The following is an 18,066-nucleotide window of genomic DNA, read 5'->3' on the forward strand; positions in this document are numbered from 1 at the left end:
CCCCTGGAGGGATCATGATGAAGACAAGAGCCGCGGCGGCGCTCGCCGTCGCGGTCCTGGTCCTGTCGGCGTGCGGCTCGGGAGGCTCGGACACCCCGTCCGCCCAGAGCAGCAGTCAGCCGCGCACTCTCAAACTCTGGCACTACGAGTCGGCCGACAGCGCCATGGGCAAGGCGTGGACCGAGGCGATCAAGAAGTTCGAGGCGTCGCACCCGAACGTGAAGGTCAAGTTCGAGGCCAAGGGCTTCGAGCAGATCCAGAAGACCGCGAGCATGGTGCTCAACTCCGACGAGGCGCCCGACCTCATGGAGTACAACAAGGGCAACGCCACCGCCGGTCTGCTGTCCAAGCAGGGGCTGCTCACCGACCTGAGCGAGGAGGCCGCCAAGCGCGGCTGGGACAAGCTGCTGCCCGGCGGCCTGCAGACCACCGCCAAGTACGACGACCGCGGCGTCATGGGCTCCGGCAAGTGGTACGGCGTGCCGAACTACGGCGAGTTCGTGATGGTCTATTACAACAAGGACCTGTTCGACAAGCACAAGGTCCAGGTGCCGACGACGTTCGAGCAGTTCACGGCCGCGATGGACACGTTCGTCAAGGCAGGGGTGACCCCCATCGGCACCGCCGGCGCCGAGTACCCGGCCCAGCAGATCTTCTACCAGCTCGCGCTGACCAAGGCGCAGAAGCCGTGGCTGGACGCCTTCCAGTCCTACAAGGGCAAGGTCGACTTCCACGGCCCCGAGTTCACCTACGGCGCCGACACGTTCGCCGACTGGGTGAAGAAGGGCTACATCGCCAAGAACTCGTCCGGCGTGAAGGCCGAGGACATGGGCGTGGCCTTCATGAACGGCAAGTTCCCCATGATGATCAGCGGTAGCTGGTGGTACGGCCGATTCGCCTCGGAGATCAAGAAGTTCGAGTGGGACCACTTCCTCTTCCCCGGCGCCACGATGTCCCCGGGGTCGAGCGGCAACCTCTGGGTCGTGCCCGAGAAGTCGGAGAACAAGGACCTGGCCTACGACTTCATCGACATCACCATGAGCAAGGACATCCAGAACCTGCTCGGCAACTCCGGCGGCGTCCCCGTGGCCGCCGACCCGGCCGCGATCACCGACGCGAAGAGCAAGGAGCTCATCGAGACGTTCAACAAGCTCACCAGCCAGGACGGCCTGGCCTTCTACCCCGACTGGCCCGCGCCCGGCTACTACGACGTGCTGGTCGCCGGGATCCAGAACCTCATCAACGGCAGCAAGGCGCCGTCCGCGGTGCTGGACGAGATCGCCAAGCCGTACGAGGACAACCTCGCCGACATCGGCAACTAGATGCGGGTGCGCACAAGGGGGTACTGGCTCTACCTGGTCCCCAGCCTGCTGCTGTTCCTGGTCGTCATCGTCGTGCCGTTCCTCATGAACGTGGGCGCGAGCTTCACCCGCTGGTCGGGGGTCGGCACGCCCAGGTGGATCGGCTTGGACAACTACACCAGGCTGTTGAAGGACGAGCGGTTCTGGCAGTCGTTCCAGCACAACGTGGGCCTGATCGTGGCCATGGCCATCGTGCCGACCGCGATCGGCCTCGTGCTGGCGGCCGCCCTGTTCGACTACATCGGCAAGAAATTCGGGTCCCGCACGGCCTCGGCGCTGCGGGCCATGTACTACCTGCCGCAGGTGCTGCCGGTGGCGGTGGCCGGCGTGGTGTGGGGCTGGATGCTGCACCCGTCGTACGGCGCGATCAACCAGATCTTCGGCCTCGACCTCGACTGGCTCGGAGATCCCGACCTGGCGCTGGCCACGGTCATGGCGGTCATGGTCTGGTTCCAGCTCGGCTACCCGGTGGTGATCTTCATGGCGGGGCTGCAGCGCGTGGACCCGGCCTACTACGAGGCGGCCGAGATCGACGGGGCCTCGTGGTGGCGCAGGTTCTGGCACATCACGCTCCCGCAGATCCGGCCGGAGGTCTTCGTGGTGCTGCTGACGTGCACGATCGCCGCGCTCAAGGTGTTCGGGCCGATCTTCGTGCTGACCCGCGGAGGGCCCGGCAACGCGACGATGGTGCCGTCGTACTTCTCGTACCTGAACTTCTTCCAGAAGAGCAACGTCGGGTACGGCTCCGCGATCGCCACGGTGCTGGCCCTGATCATCATCGTCGTGACGTTCCTGTTCCTGCGGGTCCAGGAGCGTGAGCGATGAGGGGCCCGGGGCGCTGGGCGGTGCTGTTCGCGCTGGTCGTGCTGGCGGTCGTGATGGTGTTCCCGTTCGCGATCGTGGCGATCAACGCGGTCAAGTCGCCGGCCGAGTACAGCTCCGACGGGCCGCTGAGCCTGCCCGACGGGCTCTACCTCCAGGGGCTCGTCGACTTCTGGAACCGGGTGGAGTTCGGCACGAAGCTCTGGAACAGCCTCCTGATCAGCGCGTCCGTGGCCGTGCTCGCCGTCGTGCTGTCGGTGCTCAACGCGTACGCGCTGGGCATCGGCAGGGTGAAGGGCCGGCTGTCGATCCTCGTGCTGTTCCTGGTGGCCAACACGCTGCCGCAGGAGGCGCTGGCCTACCCGCTGTACTACCTGGCCAAGGCGGTCGGGCTGTACGACACCCAGCTGTCGGTGATCATCGTCATGACGGTGATCCAGGCGGCGTTCGGCACGTACCTGCTGAGCGCGGTCCTGGGCCAGTTCCCGAAGGAGATCCTTGAGGCGGCGGCGATCGACGGCGCGGGGCGGCTGCGGTCCCTGTGGCGGATCGTGGTGCCGATCAGCAGGCCCACCCTCAACGTGCTGCTGATCTTCTTCTTCATCTGGACCTGGAACGAGTTCTTCCTGCCGCTGATCTTCCTGATCTCGAACGACACCCAGACCGTGCCCGTCGCGCTCGCCGTGCTGCAGGGCGAGAAGTACATGGACGCCACGATGTCCAGCGCCTCGGCGCTGCTCGGCCTCCTGCCGGCGGTCGCCTTCTTCCTGATTTTCCAGCGCACGCTGACCCGCGGTGTGACGGTCGGCGCCATCAAATGATGGAGAACCCCCCAATGCGAAAGATCCCGCTACTAGCTACCCTCACCCTCGCGGCCGCGCTGCTGGCCGCGCCCCCCGCCCAGGCCGCCGACTACCCGTTCCAGAACCCGGCCCTGCCGGTGGAGCAGCGGGTCGAGGACCTGCTCGGCCGCCTCACGCTCCAGGAGAAGCTGGGGCTGCTGCACCAGTCGCAGGCGGCCATCCCGCGGCTGGGCATCGCGTACCACAAGAACGGCACCGAGGCGCTGCACGGCGTCGCCTGGTCCAACGACCTCAACGACAAGTGGAGCCAGAAGCTCGCCAGCGGCACCGTGTTCCCGCAGGCCGTGGGGCTGGCCAGCACGTGGGACCCGGCGCTGATCAAGAAGGTGGGCTCCGCCGTCGGCGACGAGGCCCGCGGCTACAACGCCGTGGACCCGACCGTGTGGGGCCTGCAGGTGTGGGCGCCCGTCGTGGACCTGCTGCGGGACCCGCGGGCGGGCCGCAACGAGGAGGGCTACTCGGAGGACCCGCTCCTGACCGGGGCGATCTCCACCGCCTACGGCAAGGGCCTGCAGGGTGACGACCCCTTCTACCTGAAGACCGCGCCCGTCCTGAAGCACTACCTGGCCTACAACAACGAGACCAACCGCGGCACCAGCTCCTCCAACCTGACGCCGAAGCTCAAGCACGAGTACTACGAGCAGGCGTTCAAGGCGGCCATCTCGGCCAACGCCGCGACCGGGGTCATGGCGTCGTACAACCTGGTCAACGGGCGGCCCAACCACGTCAACCCCGACCTCGGCACCACGGTCAGGTCGTGGACGGACAAGACGCTCTACAACGTCAGCGACGCCTGGGGGCCATACGCGCTCACCGAGACGGAGAAGTACTACGACAACAAGCCCGAGGCGTTCGCCGCGGTGCTCAAGGCGGGGCTCGACAGCTACACCATCGACGACAGCAACCCCGGGCCGCTGGCCGAGCAGCTCACGGCCGCGCTGAACCAGGGGTTCATCACGCAGGCCGACGTGGACAGGGCCGTACGCAATGTCCTGACCATCCGCACCCGGCTGGGGCACTTCGACCCGGACGGCGGGCCGTACAAGAAGATCACCAAGGATGTGATCAACAGCCCGGCCAACCAGCAGCTGAACCGGGAGGCAGCGGGCAAGGCGGCGGTGCTGCTGCGGAACTCCGGGGCTCTGCCGTTCAAGCGGCCGAAGTCGGCGGCCGTGGTCGGGCCGCTGGCCGGGACGCTGTACCACGACTGGTACGGAGGCACCATGCCCTACCAGGTGACGCCGCTCGACGGGATCAAGGAGCGCGTCGCCGACGTCAGCACCGGCACCGGGCTGGAGCGGATCGCGCTCAAGCACCTGGCCTCCAGCAAGTACATCACCGCCACCGGCACCGGGCCCGACGACAACGCGGCCCTGGTCGACACGGCGCCCACCGCGGCCTCCGAGTGGGACCTGACCGACTGGACCAGCGGCGTCTCCACGCTGCGCAACGCGGGCAACGGCAAGCTGCTCGGCGGCGACTGGCGCTCGCTCGACACCGACGACGACCAGCCCCACGGCTGGTACGTCCAGCAGCAGTTCGCCCTGGAGCGCCAGTCCGACGGCAGCTACCTGATCAGGTACGCCGGTTACGAGACCGGTGATGGCTGGTACGGCCTGCCCGAGCCGTACGTCACGGTCTCCGCCGACGGCACGCTCGGCCTGGGCGCCAAGGACCAGGCGGCGAAGTTCGGCAAGGAGGTCGTCTCCGACGGCGTCGCCGAGGCCGCCGCGCAGGCCGCCAAGGCCCAGGTGGCGGTCGTGGTGGTCGGCAGCAACCCGTTCGTCGCGGGGCGCGAGGTCCACGACCGCTCCAACCTGCAGCTCGGCGAGGGGCAGCGGCGGCTGATCGAGGCCGTGCGCAAGGCCAACCCGCGCACCGTCGTCGTCCTGGAGACCAGCTACCCGGTCATCGTGGACGCCCCGAACCTGCTGTGGACCACGCACGCGGGCGCGGAGACCGGACACGCGGTCGCCGACGTGCTCTTCGGCGCCGTCAACCCGGCCGGCCGGCTCACCCAGACCTGGCCCGCCACCGACAACCTGCCGAGCATCTACGACTACGACCTGGCCAAGACCGGGATGACGTACCTGTACGGGAAGGACAAGCCGCTCTACGCGTTCGGGCACGGCCTGAGCTACACCTCGTTCGGCTACCAGGGGCTGACCGTCCAGGGCGACAAGGTGAGCGTCAAGGTCACCAACACCGGCAAGGTGAAGGGTGACGAGGTGGTCCAGCTCTACACCCACCAGCGCGAGTCCCGCTTCAAGCAGCCGGTCAAGCAGCTGCGCGGCTTCCAGCGCGTCACGCTGAACCCGGGCCAGTCGCGTACCGTGACCTTCCACCTGAAGAAGTCGGACCTCGCGGTCTGGGACTACACCCGGGGCAGGTGGGCCGTGGAGAGCGCCACCCACGACGTGCTCGTCGGCTCGGCGTCCGACAAGATCCGCCAGTCCGCCACGCTGCGGGTCTCCGGCGAGACCATCCCCGTGCGTGACCTGACGCGGACCACGCGGGCGATGGACTTCGACGACTACGCGGGCGTGACGTTCGCGGACGAGACCAAGGCCGGCGGCGAGGCCGTGGAAGGCTCGGCGGGGGACTGGATCTCCTTCACCGGCGCCTCCTTCGGCTCCCGCTTCACGGCCGGCGTGTCCTCGGTGAGCGGCGGCTCGCTGGAGCTGCGCTCCGGCTCGCCGACCGGTGCCCTGCTGGGCACCGTCCAGGTGCCCGCCACGGGCGGCGTCTACCAGTGGGGCACGGCGACCGCCACGGTCAAGGCGGGCGGCGGGAGCCTGTACTTCGTGTTCAAGGGTGACCTGCGGATCAAGGACTTCGCGCTCGCCCGATGACGTTCCGCGGCGGTCACGAGCATGGTCGTGGCCGCCACGGAACACTCCTTGCCTTCATTGGATAGTTGTGCTATCTATTTTGTTTTAGATAATTCAACTATCCAATGGAGGCTCCGGTGATCGTGATCGTTCTGCTGGTCGCCACGCTGGCGTTCCGGCTGCTGGGCGCGCTGGGTGTGGCCAGGTTCGCCACCTGGAGGGTCAGTGCCGCCCATGGTCTGGCGGTCATGCTGGTGATGACGGCCGGCGCGCATTTCGTCCCGGCAGGCGTGACGTTCATGCCCAACCAGGCCGACATGGTGGCCATGGTGCCGCCGTTCGTGCCGTTCCCGGCCCTGGTGGTCGCTCTGACCGGCGTGCTGGAGCTGGCCGGCGCGGCCGGGCTCGTGCTCGAAAGGACCCGCAGGGCCGCCGGGATCTGCCTGGCGCTGCTCTTCGTGGCCCTGCTGCCGGCCAACGTGTACGCCGCCCTCGCCGGCCAGGACGTGACCCCGCTCTGGCAGCGGATCCCCGAGCAGGTCCTCTACATCGCGATCGCCCTGTGGGCCGCCGCGCGCCGCCGCGAGCTCAACCGTGGGAGCAGCCGCGAGCTCAGCCGCGTGTGACCGCCGCCCCGGCCCAGGCCGATCCGGCGACGCTGAAGGCGCGGCAAGGGGGTGAAGTTCACCGACGTCACCTCCGCACGATCAAGATCGGCGACAAGAGCTACACCACGGCCCCGTGGCTGCAGGAGGTGCCCGCCGGCAAGAAGCGGGTCCGCCACATCCTGAGCACGACCGGCGGCATGGCCGGCACGTACTCGCAGCATCGCGTATGGCCGGAATCCGGGAAAACCCCTCTTAATTCGTTGTGCGTCCAAACTATTGACCGTCGGCTCGCCCGTGTGTGAGCCTTCTTGAGTAGCTCATGCGCGAAGGCGCGGTGACGGTCAGGGTCCCTGCACTCTGCTCGTGCATGGCGGTCATCTGAAGCCTTTGGGGCGCCTGCTGGCGTGCCTGGAAAGGGAGAGCCGCGCATGCGAAGAAGATTATCGGTCATGTTCACGGTCGCCGCCGTCCTGCTCGTGGCGGCGATCGTGCGGATGTCGCCGGTCTCGGCCGTCGCCTCGGATCCGTACGCGTACAAGAACGTCAGGATCGACGGCGGCGGCTTCGTACCCGGCATCATCTTCAACCCCACGGAGAAGAACCTCATCTACGCCCGCACCGACATCGGCGGGGCGTACCGGTGGAACCAGTCCACCAAGTCCTGGACCCCGCTGCTGGACTGGGCCGGCTGGGACAAGTGGGGCTACAACGGCGTGATCAGCCTCGCCACCGACCCCGTGCAGACCAACCGGGTGTACGCCGCCGTCGGCATGTACACCAACAGCTGGGACCCCAACAACGGCGCGATCCTGCGTTCGACGGACAAGGGCGACAACTGGCAGGTCACGCCGCTGCCGTTCAAACTGGGCGGGAACATGCCAGGACGCGGCATGGGCGAGGCGCTGTCGGTGGACCCGAACAACAACAGCGTCCTCTACTTCGGCACCCCCAACGGCAACGGGCTCTGGCGCAGCACCGACTACGGCGCCACCTGGGCGAAGGTGGCCAGCTTCCCGAACCCGGGCAACTACGCCCAGGACCCGAACGACTCCAACGGCTACCTGAGCCACAAGCCGGGCGTGGTCTGGGTGACCTACGACCCGCGCTCGTCCACCAAGGGCACCGCCACCAAGACCATCTACGTGGGCGTCGCCGACAAGGAGAACAACGTCTACCGCACCACCGACGCGGGCGTCACCTGGTCGCGCGTGGCCGGCCAGCCGACCGGCTACCTCGCCCACAAGGGCGTGCTGGACAGCACCAACGGCTACCTCTACATCGCGACGAGCGACACCGGCGGCCCGTACGACGGCGCCAAGGGCGACGTGTGGCGCTACGCCACCGCGACCGGCACCTGGACCCAGATCAGCCCCATCCCGTCGTCCAGCTCCGACGACTACTTCGGCTACAGCGGCCTGACGATCGACCGGCAGAAGCCGGGCACGATCATGGTGGCCACGCAGATCTCCTGGTGGCCGGACGTGATCTTCTTCAGGTCCACGGACTCCGGCGCGACCTGGACCCGCGTGTGGGACTGGACCTCGTACCCGAACCGCAGCTTCCGCTACAAGCACGACATCTCGGAGAACCCGTGGCTGACCTTCGGCGCCAACCCGCAGCCCCCTGAGGTCACCCCCAAGCTCGGCTGGATGACGGAGTCCCTGGAGATCGACCCGCTCGACTCCAACAGGATGATGTACGGCACCGGCGCCACGATCTACGGCACCGAGGACCTCACCAAGTGGGACTCGAACACCCAGTTCACCATCAAGCCCATGGCCAAGGGCCTGGAGGAGACGGCCGTCCTGGACCTGATCAGCCCGCCGAGCGGCGCGTCCCTGGTCAGCGCCCTGGGCGACATCGGCGGCTTCCGCCACACGAACCTGGACGCCGTGCCGTCGATGATCTTCACGGCCCCGGTCTTCACCTCGACCACCAGCCTGGACTACGCGGAGAAGTCCCCGTCGATCATGGTCAGGGCGGGCAGCTTCAAGGACTCCGACCGCCCGAACGACAGCCACGTGGCCTTCTCCACGGACGGCGGCGCGAACTGGTTCCAGGGCACGGAGCCGGGCGGCATCGACGAGGGCGGCACGGTGGCGGCCGCCGCCGACGGCTCCCGCTTCGTCTGGGCGCCCAAGGGCGTCACGCCGGTCTACTCGGTCGGGTACGGCAACTCCTGGCAGCAGGCGTCCGGCCTGCCCACGGGGGCGATCGTGGAGTCGGACCGCGTCAACGCGACGAAGTTCTACGGCCTCAACGGCGGACGCCTCTACCTCAGCACCAACGGCGGCGCGACCTTCACCGCCACCGCCGCCTCGGGCCTGCCCGCCAACGGCAAGATCAAGGCGGTGCCGGGCAAGGAGGGCGACCTGTGGCTGGCCGGTGACGGCGGCCTGTGGCACTCCACCGACAGCGGGGCGTCCTTCACGAAGCTGCCGGGCATCACCAACTCGGTGAACGTCGGTTTCGGCAAGGCGGCGCCCGGCGGCACGTACATGGCGATCTTCGCGGTGGCCACGATCGGCGGCGTCACGGGCCTGTACCGCTCGGACGACGCCGGGGCGAACTGGGCGCGCATCAACGACGACAAGCACCAGTGGGGCAACATGGGCGAGGCCCTGACGGGCGACCCCAGGGTGTACGGGCGTGTCTACGTCGGCACCAACGGGCGCGGCATCCTGTACGGCGACCGCACGGGCCCGCCGGTAACCGTCACCCCCACCCCGACCCCGACGGTGACCCCCACCGTCACGCCCACCGTGACCCCGACCGTCACCCCCACCACGGGGTCGGGCTGCGCGGCGACGTACAAGGGAGTCAACGAGTGGTCGGGCGGCTTCCAGGCGGAGGTCACCGTCAAGAACACGGGCGCGGCGCAGATCACGGGCTGGAAGGTGACCTGGACCTGGGCGGGTGACCAGAAGATCAGCCAGCTCTGGGGCGGCACCCCGGCCCAGACGGGCGCCAACGTGAGCGTCGTCAACGCCGGCTACAACGGCACCCTGGCACCGAACGGCACGACGTCGTTCGGCTTCACGGGCACCTACACCGGCACCAACACCCCACCCGCCACCCTCACCTGCGCCCCGGCGTAGGCGAGGCCTGCCACGAGGGGGAGCGCACGCCCCGGGATTCCGGCCCGTGCCTCCCCCTCACCCGTCCGCTCAAGAGCAGCTGTCGCGGTACGGAAGGTCCGGGACATAGGCCCTCCATTCAGCGGTGGTGAGGGAGCCGCCCGCCCGCCGGCAGATCGCCCGGATGACACCGGCCGGCTCGACGACGTGCGTCCGCGCCACCCCGTTCAGATCAAGGGTGACGACGCCGCCCCCGTCAGCCGTGAAGGCGATCGACTGGAGCTGCCCCGTTCCCGGGTCCTGACCTCCCCCGATGTCACGCAGCGTGCCGAGGATCGTTCCCGTGACCGGATCGAACAACCGCACCCTGCCGTCCGTCGCGCCGACCGCGACGACGTCGTCGCGCGGGGAGTAGGCGGCGATCGACAGTTCGCCGGACTCGTCGCGGACGACCGGCCCGAGGCGCTTGCCGGCGGTGTCCCACAGCGTCAGGCGGCCCCGGGAGTCCAGGACCACCACGCCGCCGCCCTGGTGGAGGAAGAAGATCCGGACACCGGTGGTGTCCCTTCCGCCGGCGCCGAAGGGCCTGGTCACCGGCCGTCCGGTGGCGGCGTCGAGCAGGCGCTGGCCGGCGCCGGCGAATGCCAGCCGCTTGCCGTCGGGGGAGAAGGCCACGTCGTTCGTCTCCGGGAGCGCCGCGCTCCAGAGCTTCCGCCCGGCCTTCCAGTCCCATGCCTGGGCGGCGTACCTGAGCACGCGGCGCCCGTCGTCCGGGCTGCGCAGGACGAGCGCGAGGCGGGTGCCGTCCGGGCTGAAGCTCACCACGTGGGGCTCCAGACCTCCCGGGTCAGGGGCGATCTCGGCCAGGACGGCTTGCGAGGCGACGTCCACGATCTTGACCGCGCCCTGGTCCACCGCGGCCAGCAGCCTGCCGTCCTTGCTGAAGTACGCCTCCTCCATGGCGGGCAGGGCGCCCGCGGCCCTGCCGCTGCGCACGTCGCGTAGCCGGGTTTTGCCGTCGGTCAGGGTCACCGAGAGCTGCCCGCCGGGGCTCAGCCTGCCGAAATCGGTCGAAGAGCCCGCCGGGGTGACGGAGAGGTCGGAGACGTCGACGGAGAAGACCCGGTCCTCGACGAGGTAGCGGAACGTCCGGCCGTCGAAGGCGCCCTGGGGCTGCTCGCCATCAGTGTCGCCCAGCAGCGGCACCGTGGTGAGGAGCTGCGCATCGGCCATCCGCCAGAACTGGACCTCCTCACCGGTGATCGAGGCGAGCAGCTTCCCGTCCTCGCTGACCGTCACCGCGCCGCCGTTCCAGGTCCCTTGTGTGCCGGCGCCGTCTTTGACGCCGATGTCCACGACGGACCTGTCCTCGACGTCGGTCAGGCGCACCGACTTCGCCCGCCGCGTCGCCAGCCACCTGCCGTCCGCGCTCGCCGTCGCGCCGGCCGTGGAAAGCCGGTTGTGCTCGCCGGTCCGCGGATTCCACTGCTGGTACTTGTCAGGGTCACGGATCACCACCGTCCGGTCGTCCGCGCGGACGATCTCCGCCCAGCTGTTCACGAGGTCGAGCGGGCGATCGAAGACCCAGGTCCCGACGGCCGTTCCGGCGGCCAGCTCCCAGGCCCGGATCCGCTTGTCCGTCAGGACGACGAGCGTACGGTCCGAGGGCGCCAGGGCCACCGCGGTCACCTGGTCCCCGGCCAGCCCCAGCCGGTTGATCTCGCCGATCCGCTTTCCGGTGCGCACGTCCCACACCTGGGCGGTGTCCTGGCTGACGTCGGTCAAGGTACGCCCGTCCGCGCCGAGGGCCCGGACCGTGTCGCCGGCGCTCACCCGGTCCGCGAACGTCGCCGACTCGCGCTGGGCGAGCGCCGTCATCAGCCCCGCCCTGGTGAGCGGCGTGCGGTCCAGGCTCCACGCCGCCACGCTCAGCCGCATCGCCAGCATCGGATCCGTGACGCGTACCTGGTGCACGAGCCCGGCCAGCCGGGTCGCCTCCGACCTGCCGAGCGACGCGGTGACCTCCTCGGCACGCCGATCGGCGACCAAGCCCTGCTGGACGGCCAGTCCTCCGGCCACCAGCGAGATCACCAGCAGCCCGCCGAGGGAGAGCGACACCAGCCGGGCACGCTTGGCGCCGCGCCTGGCCAGGTCCGCGCTCGCCTGGAGGAAACCTCGCTCCACCGGGGCCAGCGTGATGTCGCGCCGCGAGTTGGCCGCCCACCGCAGGGCGTTGTCCAGGCTGCTGCCGCGGAACAGGTCGCCGTCGCGCCGGCCGGCCCCGTCCCACCGGCGCGCCGCCGTGAGGATCTCCCGGTGGACCGCCAGCCCGTCGCGGTTGTTGTCGATCCAGCGCCTGTACCTGGGCCAGGCGTGCGGCAGGGCCGGCCGCGCCAGCCAGATCTCCTCGCCGCCCCTGGCCAGCAGGTACGTGAACACCTCCAGGATCCGGTTGACCGCCGTCGCCTCGTGCTGTGCCCTTCCCTGCAGGAGCTCGGCCCGGGCCGCCCGCCGTCCGGTCAGCTCCCCGTGCTCGTCCACCGTGACCAGCCGCAGGAAGACCTCGGCCACCAGCTCGCGCTCGGCGGGCCCGAGCATCGCGTACGCCTCCTCCGCCAGCGCGCCCAGCGCGGGATCGTCGGCCGGCACCGAGATCCGGGTGGCCTCGCGGCCGCCCATGGCGAGCAGCCCGGCGACATCCACCTGCCCGCCGCCGCTGACCAGGCCGAGGAGCAGCTCCCGGGAGGTCGGGCGGTCGAGCGGATCCTTGGCCAGCGCGGCGGCCACCAGCGGGTGCAGCGACTCCGGCAGCACGCTGAGATCCGGGCTGGCGGACAGTACGCGGTGCATGACCCCGCCCAGGCTCTCGGCCTGGAACGGGTCTTCGCCGGTGGCGGCGAACATCACGATGCCGGCCCAGGCGAACACGTCCGCCGGCGCGCCCGCCCGGTGCCCGGTGAACACCTCCGGGGCCATGTACGTAGGCGTTCCCGCGACCAGGCCGGTCTCGGTGAGCGACATCTCCATCGTCCGGGAGATGCCGAAGTCGATCACTCGCGGGCCGTCCGGACCGAGCAGCACGTTGTCCGGCTTCAGGTCACGGTGGATCACGCCCGCCTCGTGGACGGCGGTCAGGGCGGTGGCGATGGCGGTGGCCAACCGGTGCAGGTCACCGCCCGCGAACCGGCGGCCGTCGAGGACGACCTGACGCAGGCTCGGCCCTTCGACGTACTCGCTGACGATGTACGGGCGGGTCCCCTCCAACTGGGCGTCGAGCACGCGCGCGGTGCAGAACGAGGCCACCCGCTGCGCGGCTGTCATCTCCCTGCCCAGCTGGGCGGCCTGGTCGCTGTGCAGGACCTTGATCGCGACGCGGCGGGCGTCCTCCGTGTAGGCCTCATAGACCACACCCTGGCCGCCCGCGCCCAGCCGCCCTGCCAGCCAGTACTGCCCCAGCCGCTGCGGATCCCCGTCGAGCAGTTTCGCCGCCATGCCTCATCCCCGTTTGTCGTGAATATGCGTATTCGATGCGCTGGATCCGGACAAAGTTCGATCACAACAGTTCACGCGTACGGCGGCGGCCGTCGGAGTGGAGCAGGTGGCGGCCTGCCAAGGGCGGGCCCGGTCCAGGTCGAACGCCACGCCGGCCAGGCGGATCGTGCGCACCTTCGGGTCCTTGAGCAGCTCCCGCAGCTCGCGGACCGCGAGCGGGACGCGATCCGGGCCCGGGTGGCCGTGACCGGCCAGTTCGCCGCCCTGGACGAGGACCTGACCGGGTACGAGAACCTGACCGTCCTCGCCCGCCTCCACGGCCTGCCCCGCGCCGCCGGCAAACAGCGAGCCGACGACCTGCTGGCCGCCTTTGCTCAGCCACGTCGCCGCCGCGGCCCGGGGCCTGATGAACAACGCCGGCGGCGCCGCCGGATCCGTCGCCTGGTCGCTCATCGCGACCGCTGCCATCGCCGCGGTCTGCGCGCCGCTCGCCCTCCACCTCTACAACAAGCGCGGCTGACGCGCCGCAGCGCCCACGCCGTCGCCCGGCCGGCGGGTCAGCCTACGGGCCCCCGGCGGCCTTCAGACTCCGACGACCTTGACTGTTTTCCCGCATAGCCTGATCAGATCGTCCTCGTCCGAAGCGAGGACGATCACCGGCCGGACGGAGAGTAGGGCGGTGGCCGCGACCACTGCGTCAATGGCCCTCACGCACGATCGAGGTCGCCCTCTGATCGGCCGCACACCATTTCACAAGACCTTCGCAGTCGAGGATCAGGGTGCCCGCGCTCAGCTTGCTTCGTGCGCGCGCCATCCGTTCTCCCCCTGGAGCTCGGGCGCCGACTTGACGCTGCGGAACAGCTCTGCCGCCTCATCCCGCAACGACTGCGGGATCGGGCCGGCGGCCGGCCGCGTCAGGGGCCGCCGCGGCAGGAGCGTCTGACGCGTCTTTCGGCGCTCACCAGGTCGGGCAGGTCGAGGTGGAGGAGCTTGTCGCGGATCTCGTCGGCCGTCGCCGGATCGACGACCTCGTCCACCAGGTCCAGGGCGTGTTGCCAGGAGTCCCGGGCCGCGTCGTGGTCGCCGGCCGCGCGGTGGCTGTCGCCGAGGTGGCGCAGGGTGCCGATCTCGTTGTAGCGGTCGCCGACGTCCCGGTAGAGGGTCAGGGCGTGCCGGTAGTACACGATGGCCCGGTCGTACTCGCCCATCCGGTGCAGGGCGTAGCCGAGGCCGTCCAGGACGCCCGCGTCGCCGTAGCGGTTGCTCAGGCCGTTCAGCTTGATCAAGGCGTCCTGGAGGTACGTGGCGGCCCGGCAGTCCTGGTCGAGCCGGATGTGGGTCCAGGCGAGCGCGTGCAGCATGCTGGCCTCGCCGGCGGGGTTGCCGGTGGCCGCGTACAGGGCGAGCGCCCGTTCGGCCTGTCGGATCGACTCCTCGTACCGGCCGACCTGGTCGAGCAGCCAGGCGTGGCTGCGGTGGGCGGTGGCCAGCCCGCCCAGGTCGCCCAGCTCCTCGTGCAGCTCCAGCGAACGCCGGATGCCGGGCCAGGCCACGTGATAGTCCCCGAGCCGCGCGGAGGCGCGGGCCAGCGCCCGGTGCAGGTGCGCCTGCGCGGCCCTGTGCCCCAGCCGCTGGGCGGCGGCGAGCCCGAGGCGCTGTACGGTCGCGCAGTCGCGCCAGTGACCCTGCTGGTCGAGGAAGCGCTCCAGCGCCCAGGCCAGTTGCCAGCCGTGCGTGTCGAACCCGCCCTGGGCCGCCAGCTCCACCACGGACATCAGTACGGGATGCTCGGCCGTGAACCAGGCCAGCGCCTGCCGGTCGTCCTCGAACTCCGGCACGGGCAGGCTCAGCTCCGGCCGCACCCAGAACGGGGCGAACTTCCTGCAGGCCCCGTGCGCCTGCTGCGTGTAGTGGTCGAGCAGCCGTTCTACGGCCGCGTCCCGATCGTCCTCGGAGTCCTCCACGAGCTCGGTGGCGTACGCGCGCAGCAGATCGTGCGCGACGTACCGGCCGGGGGCGTGCTCGGTGAGCAGGCTGGCCCTGGTCAGCTCGTTCAGCGCCCGCCGTACGGGCTCGCCCGCGAGGGCGGCGGCCGCCCCGGCGCTGACATCAGGCCCCGGGTGCAGCGCCAGCAGCCGGAACAGGCGGGCCGCCGCCGCGCTGAGCGACCGGTACGACCACGAGAACACCGCCCGCACGTCGACGGCCGGATCGCCGTCCGCGAAGGCGTCCAGCGTCGCGGGCGTCTCGCGCAGCTCGGCGGCGATCGCGGACAGCGGGAAGGCCGGGTTGGCGGCGGCGCGGGCGGCCACCACGGCCAGGGCCAGCGGCAGGCCGCCGCACCGTTCGACGATCTCGTCCACCGCCCGCGGCTCCCGGGCGACCCGCTCCTCGCCGAGCCGCCGGGCCAGCGACTCCCGGGCGTCCTCGGCCGGGAACAGGTCCAGCGTCATCGGAAGCGCCCCCTCCGTCGCCAGCAGGCCCGGCAACCGGTCCCTGCTGGTGATCAGCACCAGGCAGCCGGGGCTGCTGGGCAGCAGCGGGCGTACCTGCTCGGCGTCGCGGGCGTTGTCCAGCAGGATCAGCACCCGGCGCTTGGCCAGCAGGCTCCGGTACAGCCCGACCTGTACGTCCACCCCGACCGGGATCCGGTGCGGCGGCACGCCGAGCGCCTCCAGGAAGCTCCTCAGGGCCTCGGCGGGGTCCATGGCGGAGCCCAGGCGGTCGAAGCCGCGCAGGTTCACGTACAGCTGGCCGTCCGGGAAGCGGTGGGCCACCCGGTGCGCCCAGTGAACCGCCAGCGTCGTCTTGCCGACCCCCGCCATGCCGCCGATGGCGCTGATCACGACCGTCCGCAGCGCGTCACCGTCGAGCAGGGCGAGGGCCTTGGCCAGGTCGGCCCGCCTGCCCGCGAAGACGGCGAGATCGGCGGGCAACTGCGCGGGCGGCACCGCGTTGCCCGCGTCGCGGGCCTCGCCCGCCGTGTCCGGCGGGGTCGTCGGGAGCGCGGTCGTGTCCCTCAACGGGGCGGCGGTCTCGGTCAGTACGCGCTGTTGGGCGGCGCGTAACTCCTGGCCCGGTTCGATGCCCAACTCCTCGGCGAGCTCGTCCCGGACCGCCTGCCAGGTGTCCAGCGCCTCGGCCTGGCGGCCGGTGGTGGCCAGGGCGAGCACCAATCTGGCCTGGAGCCGCTCGTCCAGCGGATGCCGGGTGGCCGCCGCCCTCAGCGCGGGCAGCAGTCCGGCCGTCCCGCCGTGTTCCAGCGCCACGTCGGCCGCCTCCAGCGCGACCGCGATCCGCTCCTGCTCCAGAGCGGCGAACACCGGCCGCGACCGGACCTCGGCCGGGATGCCCGCCGCCGCCTCGCCCTGCCATAGGGCCAGCGCCTCCGCGTACTGCTCCACCGCCTCCGCCGGGGCGGCCGAGCGGGCCTGTTCGACCAGGTGGCGGAAGCGCAGCAGGTCGAGCGTGCCGGCGTCGGCCTTCAGGCGGTACCCGCCCGCGCCCCGGAGCAGCCAGCCGCCCTCCGCTCTGGGCGGCAGCCCCGGCTCCAGCAGCCGGCGCAGGTTGCCCACATACCTGTGGACGACGTTGACCGAGCTGGACGGCGGGTCCTGCCCCCAGAGGACGTCGACCATCTCGTCCAGGCTCACGGGCCGTCCCGCGTACGCCAGCAGGAGGGCGAGCAGGGCTCGCTGCTGCGGAGCGCCGGAGTTCAGCTCGACGTCCCCCCGCCAGAGGCGCACAGGCCCCAGCACCGCGAACCGCATCCGTCGCATCCCCCTCCGCCGACCCTGACATTTGGGAGTATTTTTAACCGGCCATGCAATCGGATTGCAGCGGGCTGAACGCCCCAAGGGCTCTCAAGGCTCACGTTTCGGATGTGCCGGAGCTGGGGAATGGTTTGCGGAGTAACGTGGCTATATGAGTGGTATGTCTGAATAGCTGGTCAGGGATGTGCGCTCCTGTCCCTCGACCGCTCCATCACATTCTCGAAAGGAGCGAACCATGATCTTCCCGCGATATATGTCCGCTGCGAGGATCTTGCCCGTGGCCATGGAGCCCCCTGGGCCCAATCCACTGGGGCCGAGGAAGAGGACCAACAGCGACAGCAGCAGCCGTTCCAGAAGCCGTCGCAGCCGCCGTCGCCGGTGAGCGAGGCGTAGTTCAGACCTGATGACGACCTGGCCGCCCGTAGTGGCCAGGTCTTCGTCTGCGCGGTCATCCGCGGCGTTCGCGGTCCAGCTCGTTGAGGATGCCGGCCAGGCCCAGCTCGAAGCGGCGGGTCAGGCCGGGGGTGCCGGTGAGCTCGTCGGCCACGGCCGTCACGTGGGGGTAGCGGTCGGCGGGAAGCTCGCGGAGGAAACGGGTGATCTGGGCGAGGCGGGTGGGGTTGCCGGGGCCCTTGCCGAAGGCGATCTCCTGGCCGGCGAACCCGGTGACGTAGAACAGCAGCAGCAGGTAGCCGTAGCCGGCCAGCCGGTTGTCGAACCCGGCCTGGCGCAGGATGCCGATGATGTGGTCGGCCAGCCGCAGCCCGTTCGGCCCGAAGGGCACCCTGCCCGGCAGGAGCCGGGTGGCCGCGGGGTGGGCGAGGAGGACCTGCCGGAGCTCGAGCCCGATGCCGGCCAGCCGCTCGGCCCAGGGACGGTCGTCCTCGGCCGGCAGCCGGCACTTGCCCAGGACCACGTCGATCAGCAGGTCGAACAGCTCGTCCTTGCCGCGTACGTGCCAGTAGAGCGACGGCGACTTGATGTCGAGCGCCACGGCGAGCTTGCGCATGCTGAACGCGTCGAAGCCGTGCTCGTCCAGGAGGTCGAGCGCCGCCTGGGCGATCTGGGCGCGATCCAGCCTCGGCTCGGTCTCCTCGATGCCGCCGGGGAAGCCGGGATCTTGACGTGCCATGCGCGAGCTCCTCCATCTGCCGTCCACCAATCTAGCAGTGCAAGGCAATCCCTAGCAGTGTTAGATTCTCCCTTGCAATGCTAGGGAAGGTTCGACGAGAGGACGGC

The 18,066-nt window shown here is 70.2% G+C and carries 11 protein-coding genes; 7 read left to right on the top strand and 4 right to left on the bottom strand.

Annotated features, from left to right (window positions below; all coding sequences use genetic code 11):
• The first annotated feature begins 14 nt into the window (after nucleotides 1-14).
• The 7 genes from H4W80_RS41645 to H4W80_RS41675 all read left to right on the top strand — a co-directional run bounded on the left by H4W80_RS41645 (nucleotide 15) and on the right by H4W80_RS41675 (nucleotide 9,583).
• Nucleotides 15-1,322 (top strand): ABC transporter substrate-binding protein, encoded by a 1,308-nt coding sequence (locus H4W80_RS41645; RefSeq protein ID WP_192790079.1) that lies wholly within the window; start codon nucleotides 15-17, stop codon nucleotides 1,320-1,322.
• On the top strand, nucleotides 1,323-2,186 hold the full coding sequence (locus H4W80_RS41650) for a carbohydrate ABC transporter permease (protein WP_192790080.1): 864 nt from the start codon (nucleotides 1,323-1,325) through the stop codon (nucleotides 2,184-2,186).
• Nucleotides 2,183-3,004, top strand: coding sequence for a carbohydrate ABC transporter permease (locus H4W80_RS41655; protein ID WP_192790081.1), 822 nt, complete (start codon nucleotides 2,183-2,185; stop codon nucleotides 3,002-3,004). The genes H4W80_RS41650 and H4W80_RS41655 overlap by 4 nt, the downstream gene beginning before the upstream one ends.
• A 14-nt stretch (nucleotides 3,005-3,018) precedes the next feature.
• Nucleotides 3,019-5,898: a glycoside hydrolase family 3 protein gene (locus H4W80_RS41660; RefSeq protein WP_192790082.1), complete on the top strand. Its 2,880-nt coding sequence runs from the start codon at nucleotides 3,019-3,021 to the stop codon at nucleotides 5,896-5,898.
• Between the two features lie 116 nt (nucleotides 5,899-6,014).
• Nucleotides 6,015-6,503, top strand: coding sequence for a DoxX family protein (locus H4W80_RS41665; RefSeq protein WP_318787296.1), 489 nt, complete (start codon nucleotides 6,015-6,017; stop codon nucleotides 6,501-6,503).
• Complete coding sequence (locus H4W80_RS41670) at nucleotides 6,500-6,787, top strand: hypothetical protein (RefSeq protein WP_192790084.1); 288 nt, start codon at nucleotides 6,500-6,502, stop codon at nucleotides 6,785-6,787. Before H4W80_RS41665 ends, H4W80_RS41670 begins: the two co-directional genes overlap by 4 nt.
• Before the next feature lie 126 nt (nucleotides 6,788-6,913).
• Nucleotides 6,914-9,583 carry a cellulose-binding domain-containing protein gene (locus H4W80_RS41675; RefSeq protein ID WP_192790085.1) on the top strand — a complete coding sequence of 890 codons (2,670 nt, stop codon included), beginning with the start codon at nucleotides 6,914-6,916 and terminating at the stop codon, nucleotides 9,581-9,583.
• A gap of 69 nt (nucleotides 9,584-9,652) precedes the next feature.
• Here the strand turns inward: H4W80_RS41675 and H4W80_RS41680 are convergent, their stop codons facing one another.
• The 4 genes from H4W80_RS41680 to H4W80_RS41695 all read right to left on the bottom strand — a co-directional run bounded on the left by H4W80_RS41680 (nucleotide 9,653) and on the right by H4W80_RS41695 (nucleotide 17,959).
• Nucleotides 9,653-13,054 (bottom strand): serine/threonine-protein kinase, encoded by a 3,402-nt coding sequence (locus H4W80_RS41680; protein ID WP_192790086.1) that lies wholly within the window; start codon nucleotides 13,052-13,054, stop codon nucleotides 9,653-9,655.
• 3 nt (nucleotides 13,055-13,057) lie between these two features.
• Entirely contained in the window at nucleotides 13,058-13,522 is a 465-nt protein-coding gene (locus tag H4W80_RS41685; protein WP_192790087.1) for a hypothetical protein, read from the bottom strand.
• A 446-nt stretch (nucleotides 13,523-13,968) separates the two neighbouring features.
• On the bottom strand, nucleotides 13,969-16,833 hold the full coding sequence (locus tag H4W80_RS41690) for an AfsR/SARP family transcriptional regulator (protein ID WP_225963938.1): 2,865 nt from the start codon (nucleotides 16,831-16,833) through the stop codon (nucleotides 13,969-13,971).
• Between the two features lie 442 nt (nucleotides 16,834-17,275).
• Entirely contained in the window at nucleotides 17,276-17,959 is a 684-nt protein-coding gene (locus H4W80_RS41695) for a TetR/AcrR family transcriptional regulator C-terminal domain-containing protein (protein ID WP_192790089.1), read from the bottom strand.
• Nucleotides 17,960-18,066 lie beyond the last annotated feature (107 nt).

Source organism: Nonomuraea angiospora (assembly GCF_014873145.1).
Classification (GTDB): domain Bacteria; phylum Actinomycetota; class Actinomycetes; order Streptosporangiales; family Streptosporangiaceae; genus Nonomuraea; species Nonomuraea angiospora.